The sequence below is a fragment of the Pseudonocardia oceanicola genome, assembly GCF_047200735.1.
GTDB lineage: Bacteria > Actinomycetota > Actinomycetes > Mycobacteriales > Pseudonocardiaceae > Pseudonocardia.
Genome location: NZ_JBJZON010000022.1, coordinates 38,064 through 63,930 on the forward strand (window position 1 = coordinate 38,064; position 25,867 = coordinate 63,930).

29 protein-coding genes are annotated in these 25,867 nt (G+C 74.2%); 3 read left to right on the forward strand and 26 right to left on the reverse strand.

Features of this window, described 5'->3' with window-relative positions:
- Positions 1-47 precede the first annotated feature (47 nt).
- Positions 48-1,136: an ABC transporter ATP-binding protein gene (locus ACL02T_RS25905; protein ID WP_412833376.1), complete on the forward strand. Its 1,089-nt coding sequence runs from the start codon at positions 48-50 to the stop codon at positions 1,134-1,136.
- Positions 1,137-1,269: 133 nt separating this feature from the next.
- Here the strand turns inward: ACL02T_RS25905 and rlmN are convergent, their stop codons facing one another.
- On the reverse strand, positions 1,270-2,382 hold the full coding sequence (rlmN, locus tag ACL02T_RS25910) for a dual-specificity RNA methyltransferase RlmN (protein ID WP_412833377.1): 1,113 nt from the start codon (positions 2,380-2,382) through the stop codon (positions 1,270-1,272).
- Positions 2,383-2,496: 114 nt separating this feature from the next.
- On the reverse strand, positions 2,497-3,054 hold the full coding sequence (locus ACL02T_RS25915; RefSeq protein WP_412833378.1) for a hypothetical protein: 558 nt from the start codon (positions 3,052-3,054) through the stop codon (positions 2,497-2,499).
- A 136-nt stretch (positions 3,055-3,190) separates the two neighbouring features.
- Between ACL02T_RS25915 and ACL02T_RS25920 the strand changes: the two genes are divergently transcribed.
- Positions 3,191-3,745, forward strand: coding sequence for a Rieske (2Fe-2S) protein (locus tag ACL02T_RS25920; protein ID WP_412833379.1), 555 nt, complete (start codon positions 3,191-3,193; stop codon positions 3,743-3,745).
- Positions 3,746-3,760: 15 nt separating this feature from the next.
- On the opposite strand, the gene ACL02T_RS25925 is transcribed toward ACL02T_RS25920, so the two are convergent.
- The 6 genes from ACL02T_RS25925 to rpsB all read right to left on the reverse strand — a co-directional run bounded on the left by ACL02T_RS25925 (position 3,761) and on the right by rpsB (position 8,628).
- Positions 3,761-4,489, reverse strand: coding sequence for a class I SAM-dependent methyltransferase (locus tag ACL02T_RS25925; protein ID WP_412833380.1), 729 nt, complete (start codon positions 4,487-4,489; stop codon positions 3,761-3,763).
- A 37-nt stretch (positions 4,490-4,526) separates the two neighbouring features.
- Positions 4,527-5,495, reverse strand: coding sequence for a phosphatidate cytidylyltransferase (locus ACL02T_RS25930; protein ID WP_412833381.1), 969 nt, complete (start codon positions 5,493-5,495; stop codon positions 4,527-4,529).
- A 6-nt stretch (positions 5,496-5,501) separates the two neighbouring features.
- On the reverse strand, positions 5,502-6,059 hold the full coding sequence (gene frr, locus ACL02T_RS25935; RefSeq protein WP_412833382.1) for a ribosome recycling factor: 558 nt from the start codon (positions 6,057-6,059) through the stop codon (positions 5,502-5,504).
- Positions 6,060-6,091: 32 nt separating this feature from the next.
- Positions 6,092-6,847, reverse strand: coding sequence for a UMP kinase (gene pyrH / locus ACL02T_RS25940; RefSeq protein WP_412833383.1), 756 nt, complete (start codon positions 6,845-6,847; stop codon positions 6,092-6,094).
- 2 nt (positions 6,848-6,849) lie between these two features.
- Positions 6,850-7,665 (reverse strand): translation elongation factor Ts, encoded by an 816-nt coding sequence (gene tsf / locus ACL02T_RS25945; RefSeq protein ID WP_412833384.1) that lies wholly within the window; start codon positions 7,663-7,665, stop codon positions 6,850-6,852.
- A gap of 93 nt (positions 7,666-7,758) precedes the next feature.
- Positions 7,759-8,628 carry a 30S ribosomal protein S2 gene (gene rpsB, locus ACL02T_RS25950; protein ID WP_412833385.1) on the reverse strand — a complete coding sequence of 290 codons (870 nt, stop codon included), beginning with the start codon at positions 8,626-8,628 and terminating at the stop codon, positions 7,759-7,761.
- Between the two features lie 475 nt (positions 8,629-9,103).
- Between rpsB and ACL02T_RS25955 the strand changes: the two genes are divergently transcribed.
- Entirely contained in the window at positions 9,104-9,751 is a 648-nt protein-coding gene (locus ACL02T_RS25955) for a M23 family metallopeptidase (RefSeq protein WP_412833386.1), read from the forward strand.
- A gap of 157 nt (positions 9,752-9,908) precedes the next feature.
- Here the strand turns inward: ACL02T_RS25955 and ACL02T_RS25960 are convergent, their stop codons facing one another.
- The 18 genes from ACL02T_RS25960 to ffh form a co-directional block, all read right to left on the reverse strand.
- On the reverse strand, positions 9,909-10,982 hold the full coding sequence (locus ACL02T_RS25960) for a FliA/WhiG family RNA polymerase sigma factor (RefSeq protein WP_412833387.1): 1,074 nt from the start codon (positions 10,980-10,982) through the stop codon (positions 9,909-9,911).
- Positions 10,957-11,937, reverse strand: coding sequence for a tyrosine recombinase XerC (locus ACL02T_RS25965; protein ID WP_412833388.1), 981 nt, complete (start codon positions 11,935-11,937; stop codon positions 10,957-10,959). The genes ACL02T_RS25960 and ACL02T_RS25965 overlap by 26 nt, the downstream gene beginning before the upstream one ends.
- A gap of 139 nt (positions 11,938-12,076) precedes the next feature.
- Positions 12,077-13,258, reverse strand: coding sequence for a DNA-processing protein DprA (gene dprA, locus ACL02T_RS25970; RefSeq protein ID WP_412833389.1), 1,182 nt, complete (start codon positions 13,256-13,258; stop codon positions 12,077-12,079).
- Positions 13,255-14,760 carry a YifB family Mg chelatase-like AAA ATPase gene (locus ACL02T_RS25975; protein WP_412833390.1) on the reverse strand — a complete coding sequence of 502 codons (1,506 nt, stop codon included), beginning with the start codon at positions 14,758-14,760 and terminating at the stop codon, positions 13,255-13,257. Before ACL02T_RS25975 ends, dprA begins: the two co-directional genes overlap by 4 nt.
- Complete coding sequence (locus tag ACL02T_RS25980) at positions 14,760-15,128, reverse strand: YraN family protein (protein WP_412833391.1); 369 nt, start codon at positions 15,126-15,128, stop codon at positions 14,760-14,762. The genes ACL02T_RS25975 and ACL02T_RS25980 overlap by 1 nt, the downstream gene beginning before the upstream one ends.
- Before the next feature lie 196 nt (positions 15,129-15,324).
- Positions 15,325-15,648 (reverse strand): DUF2469 domain-containing protein, encoded by a 324-nt coding sequence (locus tag ACL02T_RS25985; RefSeq protein WP_412833392.1) that lies wholly within the window; start codon positions 15,646-15,648, stop codon positions 15,325-15,327.
- Positions 15,645-16,457 (reverse strand): ribonuclease HII, encoded by an 813-nt coding sequence (locus tag ACL02T_RS25990; RefSeq protein WP_412833453.1) that lies wholly within the window; start codon positions 16,455-16,457, stop codon positions 15,645-15,647. The genes ACL02T_RS25985 and ACL02T_RS25990 overlap by 4 nt, the downstream gene beginning before the upstream one ends.
- A 61-nt stretch (positions 16,458-16,518) precedes the next feature.
- Positions 16,519-17,928 (reverse strand): signal peptidase I, encoded by a 1,410-nt coding sequence (gene lepB / locus ACL02T_RS25995; protein WP_412833393.1) that lies wholly within the window; start codon positions 17,926-17,928, stop codon positions 16,519-16,521.
- Positions 17,929-18,200: 272 nt separating this feature from the next.
- A complete protein-coding gene (gene rplS, locus ACL02T_RS26000) occupies positions 18,201-18,560 on the reverse strand; it encodes a 50S ribosomal protein L19 (RefSeq protein WP_412833394.1) in 360 nt (119 codons plus the stop codon).
- 164 nt (positions 18,561-18,724) lie between these two features.
- On the reverse strand, positions 18,725-19,477 hold the full coding sequence (trmD, locus tag ACL02T_RS26005; RefSeq protein WP_412833395.1) for a tRNA (guanosine(37)-N1)-methyltransferase TrmD: 753 nt from the start codon (positions 19,475-19,477) through the stop codon (positions 18,725-18,727).
- Positions 19,478-19,668: 191 nt separating this feature from the next.
- Positions 19,669-20,235 carry a Clp protease N-terminal domain-containing protein gene (locus ACL02T_RS26010; protein ID WP_412833396.1) on the reverse strand — a complete coding sequence of 189 codons (567 nt, stop codon included), beginning with the start codon at positions 20,233-20,235 and terminating at the stop codon, positions 19,669-19,671.
- Positions 20,236-20,394: 159 nt separating this feature from the next.
- Complete coding sequence (locus ACL02T_RS26015; RefSeq protein ID WP_037046931.1) at positions 20,395-20,610, reverse strand: Lrp/AsnC family transcriptional regulator; 216 nt, start codon at positions 20,608-20,610, stop codon at positions 20,395-20,397.
- Positions 20,611-20,721: 111 nt separating this feature from the next.
- Positions 20,722-21,273, reverse strand: coding sequence for a ribosome maturation factor RimM (gene rimM, locus ACL02T_RS26020; protein ID WP_412833397.1), 552 nt, complete (start codon positions 21,271-21,273; stop codon positions 20,722-20,724).
- Complete coding sequence (locus ACL02T_RS26025) at positions 21,251-21,490, reverse strand: RNA-binding protein (protein ID WP_013676804.1); 240 nt, start codon at positions 21,488-21,490, stop codon at positions 21,251-21,253. The genes rimM and ACL02T_RS26025 overlap by 23 nt, the downstream gene beginning before the upstream one ends.
- Complete coding sequence (rpsP, locus tag ACL02T_RS26030; RefSeq protein ID WP_412833398.1) at positions 21,487-21,936, reverse strand: 30S ribosomal protein S16; 450 nt, start codon at positions 21,934-21,936, stop codon at positions 21,487-21,489. Before rpsP ends, ACL02T_RS26025 begins: the two co-directional genes overlap by 4 nt.
- 147 nt (positions 21,937-22,083) lie before the next feature.
- Positions 22,084-22,938, reverse strand: coding sequence for a CPBP family intramembrane glutamic endopeptidase (locus tag ACL02T_RS26035; RefSeq protein WP_412833399.1), 855 nt, complete (start codon positions 22,936-22,938; stop codon positions 22,084-22,086).
- A gap of 174 nt (positions 22,939-23,112) precedes the next feature.
- Entirely contained in the window at positions 23,113-24,180 is a 1,068-nt protein-coding gene (locus ACL02T_RS26040) for an amidohydrolase family protein (protein ID WP_503129105.1), read from the reverse strand.
- Positions 24,180-25,727, reverse strand: coding sequence for a signal recognition particle protein (gene ffh / locus ACL02T_RS26045; protein WP_412833400.1), 1,548 nt, complete (start codon positions 25,725-25,727; stop codon positions 24,180-24,182). The genes ACL02T_RS26040 and ffh overlap by 1 nt, the downstream gene beginning before the upstream one ends.
- Positions 25,728-25,867 lie beyond the last annotated feature (140 nt).

A 25,867-nucleotide genomic window follows, 5' to 3' on the forward strand; every position in this document is an offset into this window, starting at 1 on the left:
GAGGGGCCGTGAAGTGAACGGGGCCAGTGAGATGAAGGAGGCCCGTCGTGGCTGAAGTCGTGTTCGACCAGGCGTCCCGGATCTACACCGCCGGGGCCAAGCCCGCCGTCAACCGGCTGGACCTCGAGATCGCCGACGGCGAGTTCGTCGTCCTCGTGGGTCCGTCCGGGTCCGGCAAGTCCACCGCGCTGCGGATGCTCGCCGGCCTCGAGGAGATCGACGGCGGCGCGATCCGGATCGGCGGCCGGAACATGGTCGGGGTGCCGTCGAAGGACCGGGACATCGCCATGGTGTTCCAGAACTACGCGCTCTACCCCAACAAGACCGTCGGCGAGAACATGGCGTTCCCGCTGAAGATGCGGGGGGTGGCGAAGGAGGAGCGGGCCCGGAAGGTGAAGGCCGCGGCCGACCTGCTGGGGCTGACGGACTTCCTCGACCGCAAGCCGCGCGCCCTGTCCGGCGGCCAGCGGCAGCGCGTCGCGATGGGGCGGGCGATCGTCCGGGAGCCGCAGGTCTTCCTCATGGACGAGCCGCTGTCGAACCTCGATGCGAAGATGCGCGTGTCCACCCGCACCGAGATCGCGGCGATGCAGCGCCGGCTCGGCGTCACCACCGTCTACGTCACCCACGACCAGGTCGAGGCCATGACGATGGGCGACCGGGTGGCGCTGCTCAAGGACGGCGAGCTGCAGCAGTTCGCCACGCCCGCGGAGCTCTACGACAAGCCGGCCAACGCGTTCGTGGCCGGGTTCATCGGCTCGCCCGCGATGAACCTGTTCACGCTGCCGGTCACCGAGGAGGGTGTGCGGATGGGGTCGTCGGAGCTGGCGCTCCCGCGGTCCCTGCGGTCACGGATCGCCGACGCCGGGCTCTCGACGGTGCAGCTCGGCATCCGCCCGGAGCAGTGGTCGGTCGGGTCGGACGGCGCCGCTTCCGGGGTGAAGGCCCAGGTCGACGTCGTGGAGGAGCTGGGCAGCGACGCGTTCCTCTACGCCCACCTCGACGACGGCGAGCAGACCCCCGTCGTCGTCCGCACGAACGGGCGGTCCGGGGCGCGGCGCGGTGACCAGATCGCGCTCACCCCCACCAGCGAGGAGCTGCACCTCTTCGACCCGTCCACGGGCGAGCGCGTGTAGCCCGTGAGTGGCGATGGTCGTCCCGGCGGCTGTCGCCACTCCCGATGCCCGACCTGCACGAACGGCACTCCTGTGCGGTAGGTCCGCACACGAGTGCCGTTCGTGCGGTCGGAGGCGGAGTCCGGGTCCGGGTTCAGGTGCGGGCGGTGGCGGCGAGCTGGCCGCAGGCGGCGTCGATCTCCTGGCCGCGGGTGTCGCGGACCGTGCAGGACACCCCGGCGGCCTGCACCCGGCGGACGAACTCGCGCTCGACGGGCTCGGGGCTGGCGTCCCACTCGCTGCCCGGCGTCGGGTTGAGCGGGATGAGGTTGACGTGCACGCGCCTGGTGCCGACGCGCCGGCGGAGCAGCTTCCCGAGCAGGTCGGCGCGCCAGGGCTGGTCGTTGACGTCCCGGATCAGGGCGTACTCGATGCTGATCCGACGTCCCGTGGTCTGCGCGTAGCGCCGGCCGGCGTCGAGGACCTCGGCCACCTTCCACCGGTTGTTGATCGGCACGAGGGTGTCGCGCAGCTCGTCGTCCGGGGTGTGCAGGGAGATCGCCAGGGTGACCGGCAACCCTTCCCGGGCGAGCTTGTCGATCGCCGGGACGAGCCCGACGGTCGAGACCGTGACGCCGCGCGGGGAGATGCCGAGGCCGTTCGGGGCGGGCTCGGTGATCCGGCGCAGTGCGGCGACGACCCGCGTGTAGTTCGCCAGGGGCTCGCCCATGCCCATGAACACGATGTTGGAGAGGCGGCGCGGCTCGCCCAGCGCGCCCTCCTGCGCCTTGCGCGCCGCCTGGCGCACCTGGTCGACGATCTCGGCCGTGGACAGGTTGCGCTGCAGCCCGCCCTGGCCGGTGGCGCAGAACGGACAGGCCATGCCGCAGCCGGCCTGACTGGAGACGCAGACCGTCGCCCGGTCCGGGTAGCCCATGAGGACGGACTCGGCCAGCGTGCCGTCGTGACCCCGCCAGAGCGTCTTGCGGGTCTGCCCCGCGTCGCAGACCTGCTCGGTGACGGTCTCGACCAGCGGCGGCAGCAACGCCCCGAGCTGCTCGCGGGCGGCCGCGGGCAGATCGCTCATCTCGTCGAGGTCGGCGGTCAGCCTGCCGAAGTAGTGCCGGGCCAACTGGTCGGCCCGGAAGCCGGGCAGGCCGAGGTCCGTCACCGCCGCCTTGCGCTCGGCGGGGTCGAGATCGGCGAGGTGGCGCGGCGGGGTCGCGCGCTTCGGCGCGTCGAAGACCAGGGGCAGGGAAGTCGGCATGGCCCTTCCAGTGTGCCATCCGGCCGGGCCGGGCCCGCCGTGACCGGTACGACTCCGCACACCCGACGTCCGGCGGGTGGCCCGGCACCCGCCGCGGCGCCACGGGGGCCCGGCTCAGCGTCCGACGCGCTCGCGCAGCTCCCCGACCAGGCCGATCCGCCGGATCCCGGCGAGCCACAGCACCACGGCCCCGCCGATCCCGACCACGCCGAGCGGCCAGGCCGCGCCACCGGAGTTCAGCGCGAGCAGGGACCCGACGGCGCCGAGCACGACCAGCGCCCCGCCCACCGCCACGAAGGACCGCTCGCCGAGCAGGGTCGCCAGCGAGCACAGCCCCGCCCCGACCACCACGCCCCCGATCGGCACGGTGAGCTCGCCCCAGCCCTGCCCGACCAGCGGCAGCCCGACACCCAGCACGACCAGCACCACACCGATCACGACGCCCAGCCGCAGCACCCGCACCCGCAGCCGCCGGTCTAGGCGCGCGCCCAGGCCCTGCCGGCGGCGGACGGTCGTGAACAGCCAGCCGGTGATCAGCAGGCCCGCCGCCATGACCAGGGTCCCGCCGCCCGCGCCGAACCCGAGCGAGCCCGCCACCCATCCCGCGCCGCCCAGCAGGATCTCCAGCTGCGGCAGGGGGATGCCGGAAGCGGTACGCACGGTTCGGCTCATGCGGTCACGGTAGCGAGGCCGTCACCCGGACGGGGCGGGGCCCGGCCGCCACGAGGCGCACAGCGCCGTCTCAGCCGGACCGTGCCAGGGTGGCGGCACCACCACGACCCCGGCCTGTCCCCCGTGAGGAGCCCAGATGCCCGAGAACCCCGCCACGCCGCTCGCAGCGACCGACATCTCGACCCCGACGGCCCCGTCCCCCGGCACCCCGGCCCCGACCGGGCTGTCGCGGCGGGCCGCCGTCGCAGGCGCCGGTGCCGCCGCCGTCGGGATCGGGTTGCTCGCCGCCGGCTGCGCGAGCGGCGACTCCGGGAGCGGCGGCGGTGGGGACAGCGGCGGTGCGGACAGCGGCGGTGCGGACAGCGGCGGGAGCGGCGGCGCCACGACCGGCGGCTCGGCGGCCGGCGGGGCCACGCTGGGCCCGACCTCGAGCGTCCCGGTCGGCGGCGCGGCGGTGTTCGCGGACCAGGAGGTGATCGTCACCCAACCGACCGCGGGTACCTACGAGGGCTTCTCGTCGACCTGCCCGCACCAGGGCTGCGCCGTGTCCGAGGTGCAGGGTGCCTCGCTGGTGTGCCCGTGCCACGGCAGCACCTTCGGCCTCGACGGGCAGGTGCTGAAGGGCCCGGCCACCCGGGGCCTGACGCCGCAGGAGGTGACGGTCTCCGGCGACCAGATCACGCTGGCCTGAGCCGGCGCCCGCCGGTCAGCCGACGGTGATGACCCCGGCCGGCCTGCGGCGGGTGTGCAGCCGGTAGCCGACCGGGATCGTCAACCCCCTCGTCGCGGTGATCGCGCGGGTGGCGGTCGCCGGGGCGAACTCGATGCGCAGCACGGCCTCGAGGGTCTCCCGGTCGGGGAAGCGCCAGGTCGAGGTGATCCGCTCCTGGGTGAACCCCTGCCGGGCGAAGAACCGCTCGACGGCGGCGGGGTCGTAGCGGGGCAGGTCGGCGCGCAGCCAGTCGCCGTAGGGCGGCACGGTGAAGTCCAGGTCGACGATCGCGAGCACGCCGCCGGGCCGGAGCACGCGGTCGGCCTCGGCGAGCCCGGGCTCGCAGCCCTCGCCGAAGAAGTAGGCGGTGCGGGCGTGCACCACGTCGGCACACCCGTCGGGCAACGGGAGCGCCTCCGCTCCCCCGCGCAGCACCTCGTACCCGCGCCGGCGGGCCCGCTCGACCAGCGGCGGGTGCGGCTCCACCCCGACGACCGACCGGGCCTCCTCGGCGAAGTGCGGCAGGTGGAAGCCGTCGCCGCAGCCGACGTCGACCACGTCGAGGCCCGCCCACGGGGCCGCGGCGCGCAGGGCGGCCCAGAGCGCGCCGTCGGCGTCCTGGGCGCGGTTCTCCCGCTCGTACACCTCGGGCCAGTGCCAGATGTTCGGGCTGGGGATGGCGGGTCCGGTCTTGAGCTGCCCGCCGAATCCCGGGTACCTCATGCGCCCACCCGGGCGGGGCGCCCCCGTGGACCCGCCCTCATGCCACGGGCACGAAGACGCTCAGCAGCGCCCACGAGACGAAGGCGGCGGGGAGCATCGAGTCCAGCCGGTCCATCAGGCCGCCGTGCCCGGGCAGCAGCGTGCCCATGTCCTTGATCCCGAGATCGCGCTTGATCATCGACTCGGTGAGGTCGCCCAGCGTGGCCGTGACGACCAGGACGGCACCGAGGATCGCCCCGAGCCACCAGAGGCCGTCGAGCAGCAGGAGGACGGACAACGCCCCCGCCGCCGAGCCGGCCAGCAGCGAGCCGCCGAAGCCCTCCCAGGACTTCTTCGGGCTGATCCGCGGGGCCATCGCGTGCTTGCCGGCGACCACCCCGGCCGCGTACCCGCCGACGTCGGACGCGACGACGCAGATCATGAAGGTGAGGACCCGGCCGACGCCGTCCTCGGGAATCACCAGGAGCGTGGCGAAGGAGACGAAGAAGGGGACGTAGGCGGCACAGAAGATGCCGGCCCCGACGTCCCGCAGGAACCCGTCCGCGCCGTTGGGCTGGTCGCTGCGGCCCATCCGCCACAGCAGCGACACGAGGACCGTGACGGCGAAGGCGACGGCCGAGCCGCGGAGCCCGAAGGGCCAGGCCAGCCAGACCATCGCCTGCCCGCCGACCAGCAGGACCGGGAGCGGGACCTTGATCCGCTGGTTGCTGCGGCGGAGGGCCCCGGCGAGCTCCCACGTGCCGACGGCGGTGGCCGCGGCCAGCACGAAGACGAACGCCTGCCGCTGCACCAGCAGCGACGCCAGGATGACCGCGCCCAGCGACAGCCCGACGGCGACGGCCGCGAGGAGGTTGCGCCCGAGCCGGGCCGAGCGCGACGGGGGCGCGGACGGCGTACCCGGCAACCCGGAACCGGGCAGGTCGGAGGTCACCGGGGGCTCCCCCGCCGCCTCGGGCGCGGGACCGGTGCGCTCGGCCTCGTGGTCGGCACTGTGCGAGGTGGTCACGGTCCTTCAGAGCTCGAGCAGCTCGGCTTCCTTGTGCTTGACCAGCTCGTCGACCTGGTGGACGTACTTGTCGGTGACACCCTGCAGCTCCTTCTCGGCGCGGGTCACCTCGTCCTCGCCCGCCTCGCCCTCCTTGACGATGCGGTGCAGCTCGTCCATCGCCTTGCGACGCAGGTTGCGGATCGTGATGCGCGCGTCCTCGCCCTTGCTGCGGGCGACCTTCACCATCTCGCGGCGCCGTTCCTCCGAGAGCTGGGGGATGACGCAGCGGATGAGCTGGCCGTCGTTGCTCGGGTTCAGGCCCAGGTCCGAGTCCCGGATCGCCTTCTCCATGGCCTTGAGCTGGCTCGCGTCGTACGGCTTGATGACCGCCATCCGCGCCTCGGGGACCGTCACCGAGGCCAGCTGGTTCAGCGGTGTCATGGCGCCGTAGTAGTCCACCACGACCTTCGAGAACATCGCCGGGGTCGCCCGGCCGGTGCGCACGCCGGCCAGGTCGTCCTTGGCCACCTCGACTGCCTTCTCCATCTTCTCCTCGGCGTCGAAGAGGGTTTCGTCGATCACGGCTGCTCCCGGTGCGTTCTGGCGTGTCGTTCTCAGGTCTCGGGCGTGCTGACCAGCGTGCCGATCCTCTCACCCGCGACCGCGCGGGCGATGTTGCCCTCGGTCAGCAGGTTGAACACGATGATCGGCATCCGGTTGTCCATGCACAGGCTGAAAGCGGTGGCGTCGGCGACCTTGAGGCCGCGCTCCAGCACCTCGCGGTGGGTGATCTCGTGGAACATCTCGGCCGTCGGGTCGATCTTCGGGTCCGCGGTGTAGACCCCGTCGACGCCCTTGGCCAGCAGCAGCGCCTCGCAGCCGATCTCGAGCGCGCGCTGCGCCCCGGCCGTGTCGGTGGAGAAGTAGGGCATGCCGACGCCCGCCCCGAAGATCACGACCCGGCCCTTCTCGAGGTGCCGGATGGCCCGCCGGGGGATGTAGGCCTCGGCGACCTGCCCCATCGTGATCGCGGTCTGCACGCGGGTGTCGAGGTGGTGCTCGCGCTCCAGGAAGTCCTGCAGCGCGAGGCAGTTCATCACGGTGGCGAGCATGCCCATGTAGTCGGCGCGGGAGCGGTCCATCCCGCGCTGCTGCAGCTCGCTGCCGCGGAAGAAGTTGCCGCCCCCGATCACGACCGCGATCTGGGCGCCGCTGGCGACGACCTCCGCGATCTGCCGGGAGACGGTCTCCACGACCTTGGGATCGACGCCGAGCCCCCCGCCGCCGAACATCTCGCCGCCGAGCTTCAGCAGCACGCGACGGTATCCGTGGCGGGTGGTGTTCTCGGCGTCGATCCCCTGGTCGGTCATGCTCAGGCCTGGCCGACCTCGAAGCGGACGAAGTCCTTGACGGTCACGCCGGCCTCGTCCAGCAGCGCCTTCACGGTCTTCTTCGAGTCCAGCACGGAGGCCTGCTCGAGGAGCACGACGTCCTTGTAGAACCCGGTGATCCGGCCCTCGACGATGCGGTCGAGGATCTTCTCCGGCTTGCCCTCCTCGCGAGCGGTCGCCTCGGCGATCCGCTTCTCGTTCTCCACGACCTCGGCCGGGACCTGGTCGCGGGTGGTGAACTGCGGGCGTGCGGCGGCGATGTGCATCGCGACGTTGCGGGCGGCCTCGGCGTCCTCACCCTCGTAGGCGACGAGCGCGCCGATGGCCGGCGGCAGGTCGTTCGAGCGGCGGTGCAGGTAGACCGCGACCGGACCGTCGACGTGGATGTAGCGCTTGAGCTCGAGCTTCTCGCCGATCCGGGCGGAGAGCGCCTGGATCGCGTCGGCGACGGTGCCCCCGTCGAGCGGGGCCTTGGCCAGCGCCTCGACGTCCGCCGGCTTCTGCTCGACGGCCACGGCGAGGATCTTGGTGGCGAGGTCGACGAAGTCGTCGCTCTTCGCGACGAAGTCGGTCTCGCAGTTCAGCTCGACCATGGTGCCGCCCTCGGCGACGACCAGGCCGTTGGAGGTGGAGCGCTCGGCGCGCTTGCCGACGTCCTTCGCGCCCTTGATGCGGAGGAGCTCGACGGCCTTGTCGAAGTCGCCCTCGGCCTCCTCGAGCGCCTTCTTGCAGTCCATCATCCCGGAGCCGGTGAGCTCACGGAGCCGCTTGACGTCGGCGGCGGTGTAGTTCGCCATCTCGGTGTCTTCTCGTCCTTCGCGCTGCGGGTGGGTCGGGGCCGATCGGCGGCCGGGGCGAGGTGTGCCCCGGCCGCCGTGATCGGGTGATGCTCAGCCGGCGGTCTGCTGGGTGCCGTTGCTGGTGCTGGCGGGGGCCGAGCCCGCGCCGGCGGCGGCGGTCTCGCCGCCCAGGCTCGCGCCGTCCGACCCGCCACCGGTCAGGAGCTCCTGCTCCCACTCGGCCAGCGGCTCCTCGGTGCCCTCGGCCTTCTCGCCCTCGCCGCGCGCGCGTGCGGAGCGGGCCATGAGACCGTCGGCCGCCGCCTTGGCGATCACCTTGGTGAGCAGCGCCGCGGAGCGGATCGCGTCGTCGTTGCCCGGGATCGGGAAGTCGACCTCGTCGGGGTCGCAGTTGGTGTCCAGGATGGAGACGACCGGGATGTTGAGCTTCCGGGCCTCGCCGACGGCGATGTGCTCCTTCTTGGTGTCCACGATCCAGACCGCGCTCGGGACCTTCGACATGTCGCGGATGCCGCCGAGGGTCTTCTCGAGCTTGTCCTTCTCGCGGGTGAGCATGAGGATCTCCTTCTTGGTGCGACCCTCGAAGCCCCCCGTCTGCTCCATCGACTCCAGCTCCTTGAGCCGCTGGAGGCGCTTGTGCACGGTCTGGAAGTTGGTGAGCATGCCGCCCAGCCAGCGCTGGTTCACGTACGGCATGTTGACCCGGCCCGCCTCCTCGGCGATGGCCTCCTGCGCCTGCTTCTTCGTGCCGACGAACATGATCGTGCCGCCGTGCGCGACGGTCTCGCGCACGAACTCGTAGGCGCGGTCGATGTAGGACAGCGTCTGCTGCAGGTCGATGATGTAGATGCCGTTGCGCTCGGTCAGGATGTAGCGCTTCATCTTCGGGTTCCAGCGCCGGGTCTGGTGCCCGAAGTGCACGCCGCTGTCGAGCAGCTGCTTCATGGTGACGACGGCCATGGCCGGTGTTCACCTCTCGGTCGGGGCGCGGGCGGTGGAGGTGATCGGGCGATCACACCGGCCGCGCGTGGCGGTTGTCGCGGGTCCCCGGAGGTCCCCGCCCTGGCGCCGCGCCGGCTCCCGGACCCGCACCCGGCCATCCGGCAGGAGTACGGGACCGCCCGGTCGCCGGGCCTGCTTCCGCAGGGCACGCGAGCGCGCGAAGTCACCTCGAGTGGTCGAGGTGCGGGGCCGAGTGTACGCCCGGCCACCGATCGGCCTCACCCGGGACGGCCGCCCGGAACCGATCCGTCCCCAGCTTCGGGGACCTGTGGATCGATCCTCCCCGCACCACCCGTTCCGCGCGGCGCCCGGGCAGGGTGCCGGCATGGCGTGGGCGGGTCGGCGGGACGGGCATGGCGGATCGCGGCGCCCCGGGAGAGCAGTGCGGCGGGGGTGGGTGGGGGTGGGGGGCGGGGTGCGCACGGAGTGGCTCGTGCGGCATCTCGCCGCCGTCGCCGCGGCGGGCGCCCTGGTCCTGCCCGCCCCGGCGGCCCCGGTCCTGCCGGCCCCGGTCCTGCCGGCCCCGGCGAAGCCCGTCCTGTCGGTCCCGCCGGCCCCGGCGGAGGGGAGCGAGGCGGAGCAGGTCGCCCTGGTCGCCGTCCGCGCACCGGCGCCCCCGGCAGGGGCCCGCGACGCACCGAGGGTGGAGTACGGCTGGCCGCTCGCGCCCGTACCGGCGGTGGCGCGGCCGTTCGAGCAGCCGCCCTTCCGGTACGGCCGGGGCCACCGCGGCGCCGACCTGGTCGGCGCGGTCGGGCAGGCGGTACTCGCCGCGCGCGGCGGGGTGGTGGTGTTCGCCGGTCCCGTGGCCGGTCGGGGCGTGGTCTCGATCGAGCACGCGGACGGACTGCGGACGACCTACGAACCGGTCACCGGCACCGTCGCCCGCGGGGTGCGGGTGGCACGCGGCGACCCGATCGGCGTGCTCGAGGCCGGGCACGCGGGCTGCCCGGTGGGGGCCTGTCTGCACTGGGGCGTGCGGCGGGGGGTGCGCTCGGCATCGGAGTACATGGACCCGCTGGTGCTGCTGCGGCCGCGGCACGTCCGGCTGCTCCCGCTCCCCGACCCGTGGCCGGGGTGACGGCGCCGCGGCGCGCACCGGCCGGGCTCGGTCGGACGGGCTCGGTCGGACGGGCTCGGTCGGACGGGCTCGGTCGGACGGGCTCGGTCGGACGGGCTCGGTCGGACGGGCTCGGTCGGACGGGCTCGGTCGGACGGGCTCGGTCGGACGGGCTGTGTCAGGCGGGCTCGGTCAGGCGGGTGCGCAGGCGGGTGACCAGTCGGGAGTGCAGCTGGCAGACCCGCGACTCGGTCACCCCGAGCAGGCGACCGATCTCGGCCAACGTCCGGTTCTCCAGGTAGTAGAGCCGGACGACCTCACGGTCCCGCTCCCCCAGCGCGTCGACGGCCAGGACCAGCTCCCGGACGGTCTCGCCGTGCTCGACGACCTCGACGGGGTCCGGCGCCGACTCGTCCGGGACCAGCTCGGCGACGGGCACCTGGCCCTCACCACCCGCCTCCAGGGCCTCCACGCTCACGAGCTGTCGGTGCTGCAGGACGCCCCGAAGCTCGCGGAGCGCGACACCCAGCTCCTCGGCGACCTCCCGGTCGTCGACCGTGCGCCCGAGCCGCGTCTCCAGCCGCTCCCGCGCCCGCTCGGCCTCGCGGCGCCGGGCCCGGGCGGTCCGGGGCACCCAGTCCTGGGCGCGCAGCTCGTCGAGCATCGCGCCACGGATGCGCTGTGCGGCGAAGCTCTCGAACCGCACCTCCCGCTCCGGCTCGAACCGCTCGACGGCCTCGATCAGGCCGAACATCCCGACCTGGACCAGATCGGCGGCGTCGACGTGGGTCGGCAGCCCGCCCGCCATCCTGCCCGCGACGCCGCGCACCAGCCCGCGATAGTGGATCACCAGGCGGTCCCGCGCGGCCGGGGAGCGACCGGCGAGGAAGTCCGCCCACAGGGTGGACGTGATGTCGGCGGCCGCCGCCGCGTGTGCGTCGTGGGCCCCGGGGCCCCCGATCAGGGGAACCGCAGGGGTGTCGGGCGTGTCGCGCCGGAGCGGCGCGACGAGGGCGACGTGCGCGGCCGCGCAGTGCGGCCCGCCGAGGTTCGCCTCCCCGCCCCCTGTCACGTCCGGTGACGCCCCGATCTCGACCGGAACCGACCGCAATGACACGCTGCGTTCGGCCACCGGCCGCTCGTCCGCCCGGTCCAGGGCCCCGACCAGGGCTCCCGCCAGGCCGCCGACCTGCCGTCCGACCTGCACGGACCCGGCATCAGGAGCGTCATGCCCGGGGATGAGCCTGGTCATGGACCACCTTCAGACGGTCGACGGTCACGTGCGTGTAGAGCTGAGTGGTCGACAGCGTAGCGTGACCGAGCAGTTCCTGTACGTGACGAAGGTCCGCGCCGCCGTCGAGCAGGTGTGTCGCCGCGGCGTGCCGGAAGCCGTGCGGTCCGACGTCGGGCACCTCCGGCAACGCCGCCATCGCCCGGTGCACGATCGTGCGCGCGACGCGAGGGTCCAGCCGACCGCCGCGGACCCCGAGGAAGAGCGCCGGCGGCGAGCCCGGACGCGTCAGCGCCGCCCGGCCGCGGGACCGCCAGCGTCGCAGCGCCTCCGCGGCGGGCACCCCGAACACCACGGTCCGCTCCTTGTCCCCCTTGCCCAGCACGCGCAGCGTGCGGCGCTCGTCGTCGACGTCGTCGAGGTCGAGCCCGCAGGCCTCGCCGACCCGGATGCCGGTCGCATAGAGCACCTCGAGCAGCGCGAGGTCGCGGAGGGCCTCGGGATGCTCCTCCGCCGCCCCGGAGGACGCCGCGTCGAGGACCGCCGCCGCCTGGTCCGCACGGAGCACCTCCGGCAGCTCACGCCGCGACCGCGGCGAGCTCAGCCGCGCTCCGGGATCGGCCGGGATCAGCCCGGACCGCGCCGCCCAGGCCGTGAAGGTCCGGATTGCGGCGGCCCGTCGGGCGAGGGTGGCCCGGCTGGTCCCCGAGGCGTGCGCCTCCCCCAGCCGGCGCCGCAGGTGCGCGAGATCGAGCGCCGCCAGGGACGGAACCCCGGCGAGCATCCCGGCGAGGTCCGAACGGTAGGCGCGCACGGTGTGGGCGGACCGACCCCGCTCCAGCTCCAGGTGGCGGAGGAACCGGTCCACCGCGGCCGCGACGTCGGCGGCGAGCGCGACGCCACCCGGGCCGGTCGGCTCGTCGAGCGCGCGCGCGGACCGGTTCTCCGACGGGATCACGAAATCGGGCTCGGCCATCCTCCGACGGTGCGGGCGGGACGGGCCCTGGTCAACATCCCACGCCGTTGCCCAGGCCGAGGCCGGTCGGTTCACCGCGCACGCTGCTCGGCTCGACGAGCACCGGAGCTCCGGCGGCGGCCCCGGACCACGTCGGTGCTCATCGCCGGCGGGCGGATCGCTCCTGCGCCTGTCGCCTCCCCTTCCCGGACCGCTGCCACCGGCCCTCGTGGAACTCGGCGAGCCCGCGACGTTCGAGCTCGTTCAGCGCCGACCGCACGACGTCCGGGCCCAGGCCCGCCTCGACGGCCAGCCACGCGATGTCCCGGGCCGCGCGCGGTGGCAGGGCGTCGTGCACCCTCGCCTGGACCTCGTCGAGAGCGTCCGTGTCGCGCCCCTCGCGCACCGGCTCCTGCGCCAGCTCGACGCCCAGCCTCCCGGTCGCCTCGGTGATCTCCTCGGCCCGGGTGACCAGCAGGGCGCCCTGCCGGATCAGCTCGTGGCACCCCGCCGAGGCCGCGGAGGTGACCGGGCCGGGCACCGCCATGAGCACGGTGCCGAGCTCGCGGGCGTCGGACGCCGTGCGCTGTGCCCCGCTCCGCAGCGCCGCCTCGACCACCACCGTGCCCGCCGACAGCGCCGCGATGAGCCGATTGCGCACGAGGAAGCGATGGCGCGCCGGCACCGCGCCGGGCGGGTACTCGGACACCACCAGACCCTGGCGTGCGATGCGCTCGATCAGCCCGGCGTGCGACGTGGGATAGGCCCGGTCGAGCCCGCACGCCAGCACCGCGATCGTGGGCCCGCCGGCGGCGAGGGCGCCGCGGTGCGCGGCGCCGTCGATACCGATCGCGGCCCCGGACACCACCGTCTGCTCGGCCGCGGCCAACCCGGCGGCGAGCTCGGCCGCGGTGTGAGTGCCGTAGCCGGTGGCGGCACGGGCGCCGACCATGGCGACCGCGCGGTCCGTGAGATCGGCCAGCGGGCCCGGGCCGCGCACCCACAGGGCGAGCGGCGGCGCGAGGTCCTTCCGGTCCGTGAGCGCGAAGCACGCGAAGGGCCACTGCGGCCAGTCCGGGTCCTCGGGGACGAGCAGCCGCGCTCCGCAGGCGGCGGCCGCGGCGAGGTCGGCGTCGACCCGGTCCGCGCCGCACCGCGCGGACGTCTCGGCCGCGACGTCCTCGGCGACGTCGCCGCGGCGGACGGCCTGCGCCGCCCCGACCGGGCCGAGCAGGTCGGCCAGCTTCCTGGTGGCCGGCGCCGGCGGCTCGGCGGCCCGCAGCAGGTACGCCCGCGCCCGCACGATCTCCTCGGCGACCACCGCGGATCGCGCCGCGGTCATGCCGCACCCCGCTCGCGGTAGTACAGCGCGTTGTCGACGGCCTCCCGGTCAGGCGACGCCGCGCCCGCCAGGTCGGCGAGCGTCCACGCGACCCGCAACGCCCGGTCGGCCCCGCGCGCCGACAGCTCGCCGGCCCGCATCCGCTCCTCCAGCGGCCGGACCACGGCGCGGGGCAGACCGAAGGTGCGTCGCAGGGCCGGACCCGGGACCTCGGCGTTGGTGCGCCAGCCGTGCGCCGACCAGCGCCGCGCCGCGGCCGCGCGGGCGGCCAGCACACGCGCCCGGACCGTCGCGGTGTCCTCCTCCTCGGTCGCGGCGCCGCCGATCTCGGTGACCGGCACCATCCGCGCCCTCAGGTCGACGCGATCGAGCAGCGGACCGGACAGTCGGCCGAGGTAGCGCCGCCGCACCAGCGAGGTGCAGATGCAGTCCCGGTCCCGTGCCGGTGCGCACGGGCAGGGGTTCGCGGCCAGGACCAGCTGGAACCGCGCGGGGTAGCGGACGCTGCCGTCCGCCCGGGCCAGCCGCACCTCGCCCTCCTCGAGCGGCGTGCGCAGCGCGTCGAGCACGTGCGGCTGGAACTCCGCGCACTCGTCGAGGAACAGCACCCCGCGGTGGGCGAGCGACACGGCGCCGGGCCGGGCCAGCCCGGCGCCACCGCCGAGCAGGGCGGCCATCGACGACGAGTGGTGCGGCGCGACGAACGGGGCGACCCGGCTCAGCGGGTCCCCGCCCCGGTCGCCGAGCACCGAGCGGACCGAGGCCAGCTGCAGCGCCTCGTCGCGGCTCAGCTCGGGCAGCAGTCCGACGATCCGGCGCGCCAGCATCGTCTTGCCCGTGCCGGGCGGGCCGACCAGCAGCAGGTGGTGCCCGCCCGCGGCGGCGACCTCCAGGGCGCGCCGCGCATCGGGCTGACCCACGACGTCCGCGAGGTCCGGCACCGCCGCGGGCGGTCCCGGCACCGGGCCGGTCGGCCGGTCCAACTCGCGCTCACCGGCGAACCAGCCCACCACCTGCCCCAGCGTGGCGGCCCCGAGGACCTCGACGTCGTCGACCAGGCCGGCCTCCTCGAGCGCGGCCACCGGCACCACGACCCGGCGCAGCCCGGCCGCTCGCGCCGCGAGCACGCTGGGCAGCACGCCGCGGACCGGCCGGACCCGGCCGTCGAGGGCGAGCTCGCCGAGCAGCACGGTGCCCACCAGCCGCTGGGGGTCGACGACCCCGGCTCCGGCGAGCACGCAGCACGCCAGCGCCAGGTCGAACCGGGAGCCGGTCTTGCGCAGCGTCGCCGGGGAGAGCGCCAGGAGGATCCGCACCGCCGGCCACTCCCGGCCCGAGTTCACGATCGCCGATCGCATCCGGTGCACGGACTCCTGCAGCGCGGTGTCGGCGAGTCCGACGATCTGGACGCCGGGGATCCCGCCGCCCACCAGTGCCTCGATCTCGACGGGCACGCCCTCGACGCCGTGCAGCGCCACCGACCAGCCCCGCGCGAGCCCCATCAGAACGCTCCCTCGTAGTGCTCGAGGGTGACCGGCCGGCCGGGGCGCATCAGCACCGCGACGACGTCGAACCGGATCTCGCACCAGGCCACGTGGTGGGCCGCGAGCCAGGCCTTGGTGACCCGCCTGATCCGCTGGGCCTTCAGCCCGGTGACCGCCTCGGCCGGCTCCCCGTAGCGCGTGCCCGACCGGGTCTTGATCTCGCAGACCACCAGCCGGGTGCCGTCGCGCTCCCGCTGGGTGGCCACCACGTCGATCTCGCCCTCCCGGCACCGCCAGTTCCGGGACAGCACGACGAGGCCCTTGCGTTCGAGGTACTCGACCGCGACGTCCTCGCCGCGGCGGCCGAGCTCGTCCTTGGCTGCCATGCCGGACACGATCTCCGCCCGCACCGACCCGCGGGGCGGAACGCGGGAAGTGCTCCACAGGAGCCGCGGACGGTGGACAACCGCCGGCGCCGGCGGCCCGGCAGCCCGGAACCGTCGGGGAGGGGTGCTAAAGGGGCGTCTGGTGGATCATCCGCCGCGCTCACCGAGCCCGTCGACGCTGATCCACCAGGCGCTTCTAATGGCCGAACTGGTCGCTCTCGGGCAACCGCAGATCCGGCTTGTCGAGCTCCTCGATGTTGACGTCCTTGAACGTCACCACCCGAACGTTCTTCACGAACCGCGCCGGCCGGTACATGTCCCAGACCCAGGCGTCGGACATCCGGACCTCGAAGTAGACCTCGCCCTCGGCGTTGCGCGGCGCGACATCGACGGAGTTGGCGAGGTAGAAGCGGCGCTCCGTCTCCACCACGTACGAGAACTGCGACACGATGTCGCGGTACTCCTTGTAGAGCGTGAGCTCCATCTCGGTCTCGTACTTCTCGAGATCCTCGGCGCTCACGACCCCACTCCCCCTGCGACCTTGTCCTCGCCGTCCTCGACGAGCAGGACCGCGTCGTCCAGGACCGCGTCGTCCGCGGCGGACTCCGCGTCCTCGATGTCCTCGGTCCCCTCGTCGGCCGTCCCATTCTGGACCAACGCCACGCGGTCGCCGACGCGGGCCACCGTGGCGACGTTCACGAAGGAGAACCGGTGCTCGGGGCACGGGCCGTGCTCGGTGAGCGCGGCGTCGTGCACCGGCGTGCAGTAGCCCTTGTGCTCGGCGAAGCGGTACTGCGGGTAACGCTCGTCGAGCTCGACCAGGAGACGGTCCCGGGTCACCTTGGCCAGAACCGACGCCGCGGCCACGCACGCGGCCGTCAGGTCGCCCTTGGGCACGGCGAGCGTCGGCCGGCCGAACCCGCGGACCGGGAAGCCGTCCGTGAGGACGTAGCCCGGGGGCCGGCTCAGTCCCGCGACGGCGCGGCGCATGCCCTCGATGTTGGCGACGTGCACGCCGCGGCGGTCGACCTCGGCGGGTGGGATGACGACGACCGCGAAGTCCTCCGCCCGGCGCAGGATGCGGTAGTAGAACTCCTCGCGCACCGAGGGGGTGAGCATCTTGGAGTCGGTCAGCCCCGCCAACCGCTTGGCGTCTCCGGGACGCAGCACGCAGGCGGCGACGACCAGGGGCCCGGCGCAGGCGCCGCGGCCGGCCTCGTCGACGCCCGCGACGGGGCCCAGCCCGTGCCGGTGCAGCGTGCTCTGCAGGGTCCACGTACCGGCGGAGGCGCGCACGGTCGCCCGGCCGGGCTTCCACTCCGGGGGCAGGAGCTCGGCGGGACGCTTCCTCCGCGGGCGGCGAGCGGGCCGCTGGACCGGCGCCGCCACCTCAGGTACGACGTCGGCGGGGCAGGAACTCCTCCTCCGCCGCCGGCAGGGATCGCCTGCGGAGCAGCCAGAACGGCACGACGCCGAGCACCCCGAGCGCGAGCGGTGCGCCGTCCCCGGCGGCCCCGAGGGCGGTCGCCTGCGGCTGCTGCGGGTTCGGGCTGTCGATGAAGCCGAACCGGCTGATCGGCAGCACCGTCATCCGGGCCTTGCCGATGACGTTCTCGACCGGGATGGGCCCGTGACCGTCGATACGGGAGTCCGAGGAGTTGTTGCGGCTGTCGCCCATCACCCACAGCTCGCCCTGCGGCACCGTGATCGGGCCGAACGGGATCTGTCGTGCCGGCCCCGCCTCGGGCAGGTAGTAGATGTAGGGCTCGTCGAGCGGTTGGTCGTCGACCAAGACCCGGTTGCGGGAGTCGCAGCAGGACACCGTCTGCCCGCCGACGGCGATCACCCGCTTGACGAAGTCCTTCTCGTCCGGCGGGGCGAGCCCGATCAGGGAGAGGAACTGCTGGACGACCTCGCCGAACGTGCTGGTCGGCTCCTGGACGGTGAACTCGGTGTTGACCCACGAGTCGGGCCCGCGGAACACCACGACGTCGCCGGGCTGCGGGTCGCCGAACCGGTAGGTCACCTTGTCGACCAGGACCCGGTCGTTGGTGCAGCCGGTGCAGCCGTGCAGCGTCGTCTCCATCGAGCCCGACGGGATCACGTAGACCTTGGCCAGGAAGGCCTGGATGAGGATCGTGAGGACCAGCGCGACCCCGACGAGGAGCGGGAGCTCCTTCCAGAAGGTGTTGCGCCGGCGACGCCCCGAGCGGGGCTTCTTGCCGCCGGGCGCGCGCTTGGGCACGTAGTCCGACGCGGGGTGGGCACCCGACGTGGCGCCGGCACGGCGGCGATGCCGGCCGGGGACGCCGTCGGACTCCGCCACCGACGGGTCCACCCGACGCTGGGGCTCGACCGTCCCGTCCGACGGCGCGGTCTCGTCGGCGCCCTCGGCCTCCTCCCCGCCGCCGGCGGGGGGCACGGGAGGCATGCCGACGACGTCCGTGGGGCGGTCGTCGTCGTCGAGGGGCCTGCGGGGCGAGCCGCGCCGGGGCCCGGGGCCCGCACCGTTCGGCAGCGCTCCCACCGGGCGGAAGCCGGGACTGCTCTGCGCGGGCGGCGGGCCGGCCGGTCGGAACGGTTGCTCCTCGTTCGACGACATGCCGTTGCGTGGGGCCGCTCCGTGCGGCGGGAACCCGCCGGAGCGGGCCTGGGCGCCGTTCGGGACCCGGCCGTCCGGTGGGGCGTAGCCGCCCGAGTGGGGCCTGCCCCGCGCCGGCCCGTACCCGTTCGGTGCGCCCCCGGGCGGTCCCCCGACCTGCGTCGCGAACCCGGTGTCCGCCGGACCGTGACCGTTCACCGGTGCGTGGCCCTCAAGCGCGCCGTGGCCGTTCCTGACCGGCGCGGGCCGCTCGAACCCGCCCTGCGGCCCTCGGAAGGGGAGACCGGCATGCCCGGCACCGTTCACCGACGCCACGGGTACCTCACCGACGGGAGCACCACCGCCCGACCGGGGTCCGGACGGGTCCGTGGGCCCGTACCGCCGCGGCGGGCCGCGGCGGTCGTCGGGGAGCTCGGGTGACGCCACGTGGTGAGGCTACGTCAGGGCCGCGTCTCGAAGGGGTGACGGGCTCAGGACGCGGTCGGGGTCTCGCGCTTCTCCTTGATCTTGGCGGCCTTGCCGCGCAGGTCACGGAGGTAGTAGAGCTTGGCGCGACGCACGTCACCCCGCGTCGCGACCTCGATCTTCTCGATGTTCGGGGTGTGCACCGGGAAGGTGCGCTCCACGCCCACGCCGAACGACACCTTGCGGACCGTGAAGGTCTCGCGGGCGCCGGCGCCCTGGCGACGGATGACGACGCCCTGGAACACCTGGACCCGGGAGCGGTTGCCCTCGATGACCTTCACGTGCACCTTGAGCGTGTCACCCGGCCGGAAGCTGGGGATGTCGGAGCGCAGGACCTGTGCGTCCAGGTCGTCCAGGGTGTTCATCGCGGGGTCCGTCCTCGTCCAGTGTTCGTCGTGCAAGCGTGCGTGCCGGGGCTCGGGCAGGGGCACCAGTCCCCGATGGGAGGCGCCGACACACGTGCGTCGGCCCGTGGCAACCCGTCCATAGTGCCAGACGGGTTCCGAGCGGGTGACACCGGTGGGGCCGCTCAGCCCCGCTCCGCTCGCCCCACGGTATCGAGCACGGCACGGTCGGCCACGTCCAGGGCCCCCTCGGGCAGCGCGGCGAGCAGGTCCGGCCGCCGCTCGGCCGTCCGCTCGAGCGCGCGGTCCCGCCGCCAGCGGTCGACGGCGGCGTGGTTGCCGCTGCGCAGCACGGCCGGGACCGGTAGGTCCCGCCACACCTCCGGCCGGGTGTAGGCGGGACCTTCGAGCAGGCCGTCGGAGAAGGAGTCCTCGGCCGCCGACCGGGGGTTGCCGAGCACGCCGGGCAGGAGCCGGGCGACGGCCTCGACCATGACCAGCACCGCCACCTCGCCGCCGACCAGCACGTAGTCGCCGATGCTGACCTCGTCGACGGGCATCCGGGCCGCGTAGTGGTCGACCACGCGCTGGTCGATCCCCTCGTAGCGGCCACAGGCGAAGACCAGCCGCTCCTCCCCCGCCCAGGCCCGGGCCGTCGCCTGGGTGAAGGGCCGCCCGGCCGGGGTCGGCACCACCAGCCGCGCCGGCACGTCACCGAGGACCTCGTCGAGCGCCTCGCCCCAGACCTGGGGCTTCATCACCATGCCCGGCCCGCCGCCGTACGGGGCGTCGTCGACGGCCTGGTGGACGTCGTGCGTCCAGTGCCGCAGGTCGTGCACGCGGACGTCCATCAGACCCTTCTCGACCGCCCGGCCCGGCAGCGCCTCGCGCAGTGGGGCGAGGTAGCCCGGGAAGATGGTGACGACGTCGATCCGCACCGGGCGGATCCTGCCAAAGGCGGGCCACGGAGGCGCCCACCGGTCCGTGGTCACCGTGGTCCGGCGGCGGTCGCCGGTGACTGCTCGCCCCGGGGCACGCGCCCGTCGGGAGCGCGGCGGGTGCCCCCGGCCCGACCGTCCCCCCCGCTGTGTAGGCAGTGGGCCTCGCCCTCGCGACGACGCGGCGGTGATCAGCCGCTGGCCTCGCCGCGACCGAGCTCCTCGACCGCCGTACGCATGCCGTCGAGCGTGACGCCGCGGGCCGCCAGCAGATCCCGCGCCCCGCCGTCGGCGTGCAGCAGGCCGAGCAGGACGTGCTCGCTGCGGATCTCCTTCTGCTTCAGCCGCAACGCCTCGCGCAGCGAGAGCTCCAGCGCCTTCTTCGAGGCGGCGTCGAACGGGATGTGCCCGAACATCCGACGCTGCTTGCCGGCCCGCGTGCGGTCGAGCGCACCCGGTCCGAACGTCTCCTCCGCCTGCCGGCGCACCTCGTCGAGGTCGATGCCGAGCAGGGCCAGCTTCTCCGCGTCGAGCGTCTCCGCCGGGCGGGGGAGCCGCGTGATCTCCGCCGCGACGTCGGCCCGTTCCACGCCGGCCCGGCGCAGCAGCGCCGCGGCCGTCGACTCCGGCGTCGCGGGCGCGTCGTACAGGCCGAGGAGCAGGTTCTCGGTGCGGATCTGCGCCTGCCTGCGTTCGCGGGCGTCCTCCTGGGCGAGGACCACCGCGCGGCGGGCCGCCTGCGTGAACCGTTCGAACATCTTCGTCTCCCTCCAGGACGCTGCTGAGGAGCCCCGGCCGTGGCGAGCGGCGGCAGGTGGCGTCCGCGCGAGGCGGGGGCCGCAGCTCGTACCCGGGCGCCTTCGCGAGGCCGACGACGCGGCGCGCCGCGCAGGCGGCCGGGGCTCCTCGGCAGCGTCCTAGTACCCGAGCCGCCGGTACTTCTTGTGCACCGCCTGCTTGCTCACCTGCAGCACGCCGGCGATCTGCGCCCACGACCAGCCCTGCGCCCGCGCGTTGCCGACCTGCAGCTCCTCGAGCGACTCCTGCAGAGCCCGGAGCGCCGCCACCGCCGCCAGGCCGACGTGCGGGTCCTTGCTGGACGCCGCCGCCGCCACCGCCGTCGCGTCTGTCATTCCGTCAACCTACGTTGACGACGCCCGCTCGTCAACCTTGGTTGACGACAGCGGCGTGCGGAAGGCCCCGCCGCGACGGCGACGGGGCCTCTCGGGTGGATCAGGGGCAGGTCAGGGAGTGTCGAGGTCCAACAGGCCCTCCGGCGGGTCGACGACCACGCGCCGGCCCTCGAGGTCGATCCTCGGGACGATCTCCGCCACGAACGGGACGAGCGCGTCCGGCCGACCCTCGCGGGCGACGGCCAGCAGGTCCCCGCCCGGCCCGAGGACCACCTCGCGCACGATCCCGATCAGGGTGCCGTCCACCAGCTCGGCGTTCAGCCCCTCGAGCTGGTGGACGTGGTACTCCTCCGGGTCCTCCGGCGGTGCCAGCTCCGCCGTCGGCACCAGCAGCTGGGTGCCGCGGAGCTCCTCGGCGGCCGTGCGGTCCGGCGCCTGCGCGAACCGGACGAGCAACCGCCCGGAGTGGGGACGGCTGCTCTCGACGGTCAGCGTGGTGTCCGGGGCGCCGCGGCGGCGGGCGCGCAGCACGGACCCGGCGGCGAAGCGCACCTCGGGCGAGTCCGTGCGCACGTCGATCGCCAGCTCGCCGCGCAGGCCGTGGGCCTTCGCGACGACGCCCACGAGCAGTTCGGTGCTGCTACCGGTCGGTGTCGACGACATCGACCCGCACACCCCGTCCGCCGATGCCCCCCATCACGGTGCGCAGCGCGGTGGCGGTGCGCCCGCCGCGCCCGATGACCTTGCCCAGGTCCTCGGGGTGCACCCGGACCTCGAGCGTGCGGCCCCGGCGGTTGGTGACCAGGTCCACCCGCACGTCGTCCGGGTGGTCGACGATGCCCCGGACCAGGTGTTCCAGGGCGTCCGCCAGCACGCTCACGACTCGGTCGACTCCGCCGCCTCGTCAGCCTTGGGGGCCTCGTCGGACTTCTCGGCCTTCGCGGCCTTCTTCCTCGGCGTGGTGGCCTCGGTGGTCGGCTCCTCGCCCGCGGCGGCCAGGGCGGCGTTGAACCGGGCCAGCTTGTCGACCTTCTCCGGCTGCTGCTTGAGGGTGCCCTCGGCGCCCGGCAGGCCCTTGAACTTCTGCCAGTCGCCGGTGACCTCGAGCAGGTGCTGCACCGGCTCGGTCGGCTGAGCGCCGACACCCAGCCAGTACTGCGCGCGCTCCGAGTCGATCTCGATCAGGCTCGGCTCGCTCTTCGGGTGGTACTTGCCGATCGTCTCGATGGCGCGCCCGCTGCGGCGGGTGCGGGAGTCGGCGACGACGACGCGGTAGTACGGCTGGCGGATCTTGCCCAGACGCATCAGCTTGATCTTGACGGCCACGCTTCTCGGTGCTCCTCGCGGATCGTGTGTGCTGCTCGTGAGTCAGCGCAGGACCGCGTGGGGGTACGGCTCGCTCACTCGACTGCTCCCGGCCGCGGCATCGGTAGAGGGCCGGCCACGGACCTGACACGCCATTCTGCCAGACGCCTACAGTGCCGCGGGCACCCCTCCGGTCAGCGCGAGCGCCAGTGCCAGCGCCGGGAGCAGGTTGTTGACCTGGTGGGCGACGATGCTCGCCGGCAGCCGGCCGGTGAAGACCCGGGCCAGCCCGATCGGCAGGGCCACGACCAGCAGCAACGGCGTCCGGGTCAGCTCGAAGTGCGCCATCGCGAACAACAGGGTGGTGATGGCGAAGGCCACCCACCGGTTCGCGCCGTGCTTGGTGACCGCGCCCCAGAGCAGCCCGCGGTAGACGATCTCCTCGCACACCGGTGCCACGAACGCGACCAGCACGAACACCCCGAGCGCGACGGGCCAGCCCACCCGGATGCCGTCGAACGCCTGCCCGACGGCCGTGGTCGCGTTGTCCGCCCCGACGATCTGCACGTAGACCAGCGACGCCGGGACGCTCACGACGAGGCCGCCGAGGCCCCAGAGGAGGCCGGTGGCGACGTCCCGGGCGCTCCACCGCAGGCCCAGGTCGATCCGCGGGCCGTTCCCGCGTGCCCGGGTGATCAACACCGCGGTCCCGGCGGCCAGCAGGGTCGGCACGGACAGCCCGAGGACCACCGCGACGACCGACGGCCCGTCGGGCCCGGCCAGCAGCGCGGCGATGAGGAACGACGAGCCGAGGAACAGGATCTCCACCAGCACGTACGCCCCGATCCCCCAGCGGTGCGGAGCCGGGGTGCCGGGGGCCGGCTCCGGCGCGCCCGTGGCCGGGCCGACCGGGGGGACCTCCGACGGCGGGTACGGCGCGGGGGACGGCGGCGTCGCGTAGGGGGACGGGCCGGGCGGCGGCGGTACGGACGTCGGGTCCGGGGTCGAGTCGGGCTGGCCCACGATCACGACGCTACCCGGCGCGCGGCGGGACGGCGTGCCCGTGCACGGGCCGTGTCCGGCGGTGGGGACGAGATGCCGGGGTGGCAGCGCCTCCGTCGGGCGGTCGCGGGCGGCGAGCAGGGGCGGCTGCAGGCGTCGGGCCGGCGCAGCGGGCCCGAGCCGGCGTGCGGACCCTCAGTACCGCCTGCCGCGCAGCAGCACCAGCTCCGGCTCGCGCAGGACCGCCGGATCCCGCCGCGGGTCCTCCCGGTACACGACCAGGTCCGCCGGCGCCCCGGGCTCGAGCCCGGGGCGGCCCAGCCAGCTCCGCGCGGTCCAGGAGGCGGCACCGACGGGGTCGGGGTGGCCCGCCTGGCGCAGCGCCTCCACCTCGTCGGCGATCCGGCCGTGCCGGATGCCTCCGCCGGCGTCGGTACCGGCGAAGACCGGGACGCCGGCCTCGATCGCCCGCCCGACGGTGTCCCGGGCGGTGCGGTGCAGCTGGCGCATGTGCTCGGCGTAGGCCGGGTACTTGCCGGCCTTGTCGGCGATCCCGGGGAAGGTGTCGACGTTGATCAGCGTCGGGACCAGCGCGGTACCGCGGGCCGCCATCTCGACGATCAGCTCGTCGGTGAGCCCGGTGCCGTGCTCGATGCAGTCGATCCCGGCGCCGATCAGCCCGTGGAGGGCCTCGGTGCCGAACACGTGGGCGGTGACGCGGGCGCCCGCGGCGTGGGCGGCGTCGATCGCGGCCTTCAGCACCTCGTCCGGCCAGAGCGGCGCGAGGTCGGCGTCCGCACCCCTGCCCCGGTCGATCCAGTCCCCGACGAGCTTGACCCAGCCGTCGCCCGCGGCGGCCTGTTCGGCCACCGCCTCGGGCAGCAGGGCCGGGTCGTCGAGGTCGATCGACAGGCCGGGGATGTAGCGCTTGGGGCGCGCGAGGTGGCGGGCGGCGCGGATGATCTCCGGGAGGTCCACGCGAGCGCGCAAGGGCCTGGTGTCCGTGGGCGAGCCGCAGTCCCGCAGCAGCAGCGCGCCCGCGCCGCGCTCCGTGATCGCCTGCTCCTCGCACTCCGCCAGATCGGCGGGCGCGCCACCCGCCGCGATCCCGACGTGGCAGTGCGCATCGACGAGGCCGGGCAGGATGAACGGCGCGTCGACCACCTCCGCGCCCGCGGCCGGCTCCGCGCTGACCCGGCCGGCGTCGTCGACGTACAGGTCGGTGCGACCGTCCGGGAGGACGGTGCCGCGCAGGTGCAGCACTACTTGCCCTTCTTGTTCCCGAAGTTCAGCTTCGACGGGTCGAAACCGGGCGGGAGCTGGTCGAGGCCGGGCGGCAGCTGCTGCAGGCCCGGCGGCAGCTGCGAGGGGTCGGCGCCGAACGGGTTCGCCCCGACGTTCTGGCCGGACTGCCTGTTCGGGCGGTTGTTCTTCTTCGCCTGCTTGGCCTTGCGCTTGTTCTTCGCCTGCTTGCGGGTGGCCGAGCGGCCGCCGCCGAAGCCGAACTGGCCCGCCATCATCTTCATCTGCTTACGGGCCTCGAAGAAGCGGTTGACCAGGTCGTTCACGTCCGAGACGGTGACGCCCGAGCCGTTCGCGATGCGCAACCGCCGCGACCCGTTGATGATCTTCGGGTCGGCCCGCTCGGCCGGCGTCATGCCGCGGATGATGGCCTGCAGCTTGTCCAGCTGCCGGTCGTCGACCTGAGCCAGCGCCTCCTTCATCTGGCCCGAGTTGGCGCCGGGAAGCATGTTCAGGATGTTGCCGATCGGCCCCATCTTGCGGATGGCGAGCATCTGCTCGAGGAAGTCCTCCAGGGTGAGCTCACCCGTGGAGATCTTCTGCGCGGCCTTCTGCGACTGCTCCTCGTCGAAGACCCGCTCGGCCTGCTCGATGAGGGTGAGCAGGTCGCCCATGCCCAGGATCCGGCTGGCCATCCGGTCCGGGTGGAAGACGTCGAAGTCCTCGAGCTTCTCGCCGTTCGACGCGTAGAGGATCGGCTGGCCGGTGACCTCGCGGACGCTGAGCGCGGCACCACCGCGGGCGTCGCCGTCGAGCTTGGTGAGCACGACACCGGAGAAGCCGACACCGTCCCGGAACGCCTCGGCCGTGGACACCGCGTCCTGACCGATCATCGCGTCGACCACGAACAGCGTCTCGTCCGGCTGCACGGCGGCCTTGATGTCGCTGGCCTGCTGCATCAGCTCGGTGTCGACGCCCAGGCGTCCCGCGGTGTCGACGATGACGATGTCGTACTGCTTCTCCCGCGCGAACGCGATGCCGCGCCGCGCGACGTCGACCGGGTCGCCGACGCCGTTGCCCGGCTCGGGGGCGAAGGTCGGCACCCCGGCGCGCTCGCCGACGATCTGGAGCTGGTTCACGGCGTTCGGCCGCTGGAGGTCACAGGCGACCAGCAGCGGCGTGTGGCCCTGGTTCTTGAGGTGGCGCGCGAGCTTGCCGGCCAGGGTCGTCTTACCGGAGCCCTGGAGACCGGCGAGCATGACGACGCTCGGCGGCTCCTTGGCCAGCGCGATCCGGCGGGTCTCGCCGCCGAGGATCGCGATGAGTTCCTCGTTGACGATCTTGACGACCTGTTGCGCCGGGTTCAGCGCCTGCGACACCTCGACGCCCTTCGCCCGTTCCTTGATCCGGGCGATGAAGGAGCGCACCACCGGCAGCGCGACGTCGGCCTCGAGCAGCGCGATGCGGATCTCGCGCGCCGTGCTGTCGATGTCGGCGTCGGACAGCCGGCCCTTGCCGCGCAGGTCGCGCAGCGCACCGGAGAGGCGGTCGCTCAGGGTGTCGAACACCCCGTCGAGTCTACGTGGCCGCGGTGTGGCGACGCAGACCCCTGCTCCCGCCCCGCCCCACGGTCGCCGCACCCCCATCCGCGTCCAGACCTCTCGCGAACCGCGCCCCGAGCCCCGAGCCCCCGCGAGTCGCGCTGTGG

Excerpts from the sequence above, each read along its gene's own strand:
- ACL02T_RS25980 (WP_412833391.1), bottom strand. The coding sequence starts at position 15,128 with ATGGCAGCCAAGGACGAGCTCGGCCGCCGCGGCGAGGACGTCGCGGTC.
- rpsB (WP_412833385.1), bottom strand. The coding sequence starts at position 8,628 with ATGGCCGTCGTCACCATGAAGCAGCTGCTCGACAGCGGCGTGCACTTC.
- rlmN (WP_412833377.1), bottom strand. The coding sequence starts at position 2,382 with ATGCCGACTTCCCTGCCCCTGGTCTTCGACGCGCCGAAGCGCGCGACC.
- ACL02T_RS25960 (WP_412833387.1), bottom strand. The coding sequence starts at position 10,982 with ATGACCAGGCTCATCCCCGGGCATGACGCTCCTGATGCCGGGTCCGTG.
- ACL02T_RS25920 (WP_412833379.1), top strand. The coding sequence starts at position 3,191 with ATGCCCGAGAACCCCGCCACGCCGCTCGCAGCGACCGACATCTCGACC.
- tsf (WP_412833384.1), bottom strand. The coding sequence starts at position 7,665 with ATGGCGAACTACACCGCCGCCGACGTCAAGCGGCTCCGTGAGCTCACC.
- ACL02T_RS25965 (WP_412833388.1), bottom strand. The coding sequence starts at position 11,937 with ATGGCCGAGCCCGATTTCGTGATCCCGTCGGAGAACCGGTCCGCGCGC.
- rplS (WP_412833394.1), bottom strand. The coding sequence starts at position 18,560 with ATGAACACCCTGGACGACCTGGACGCACAGGTCCTGCGCTCCGACATC.
- ACL02T_RS26015 (WP_037046931.1), bottom strand. The coding sequence starts at position 20,610 with ATGACAGACGCGACGGCGGTGGCGGCGGCGGCGTCCAGCAAGGACCCG.
- ACL02T_RS26010 (WP_412833396.1), bottom strand. The coding sequence starts at position 20,235 with ATGTTCGAACGGTTCACGCAGGCGGCCCGCCGCGCGGTGGTCCTCGCC.
- ACL02T_RS25925 (WP_412833380.1), bottom strand. The coding sequence starts at position 4,489 with ATGAGGTACCCGGGATTCGGCGGGCAGCTCAAGACCGGACCCGCCATC.
- pyrH (WP_412833383.1), bottom strand. The coding sequence starts at position 6,847 with ATGACCGACCAGGGGATCGACGCCGAGAACACCACCCGCCACGGATAC.
- ACL02T_RS25915 (WP_412833378.1), bottom strand. The coding sequence starts at position 3,054 with ATGAGCCGAACCGTGCGTACCGCTTCCGGCATCCCCCTGCCGCAGCTG.
- rimM (WP_412833397.1), bottom strand. The coding sequence starts at position 21,273 with ATGTCGTCGACACCGACCGGTAGCAGCACCGAACTGCTCGTGGGCGTC.
- dprA (WP_412833389.1), bottom strand. The coding sequence starts at position 13,258 with ATGACCGCGGCGCGATCCGCGGTGGTCGCCGAGGAGATCGTGCGGGCG.
- ACL02T_RS25975 (WP_412833390.1), bottom strand. The coding sequence starts at position 14,760 with ATGGGGCTCGCGCGGGGCTGGTCGGTGGCGCTGCACGGCGTCGAGGGC.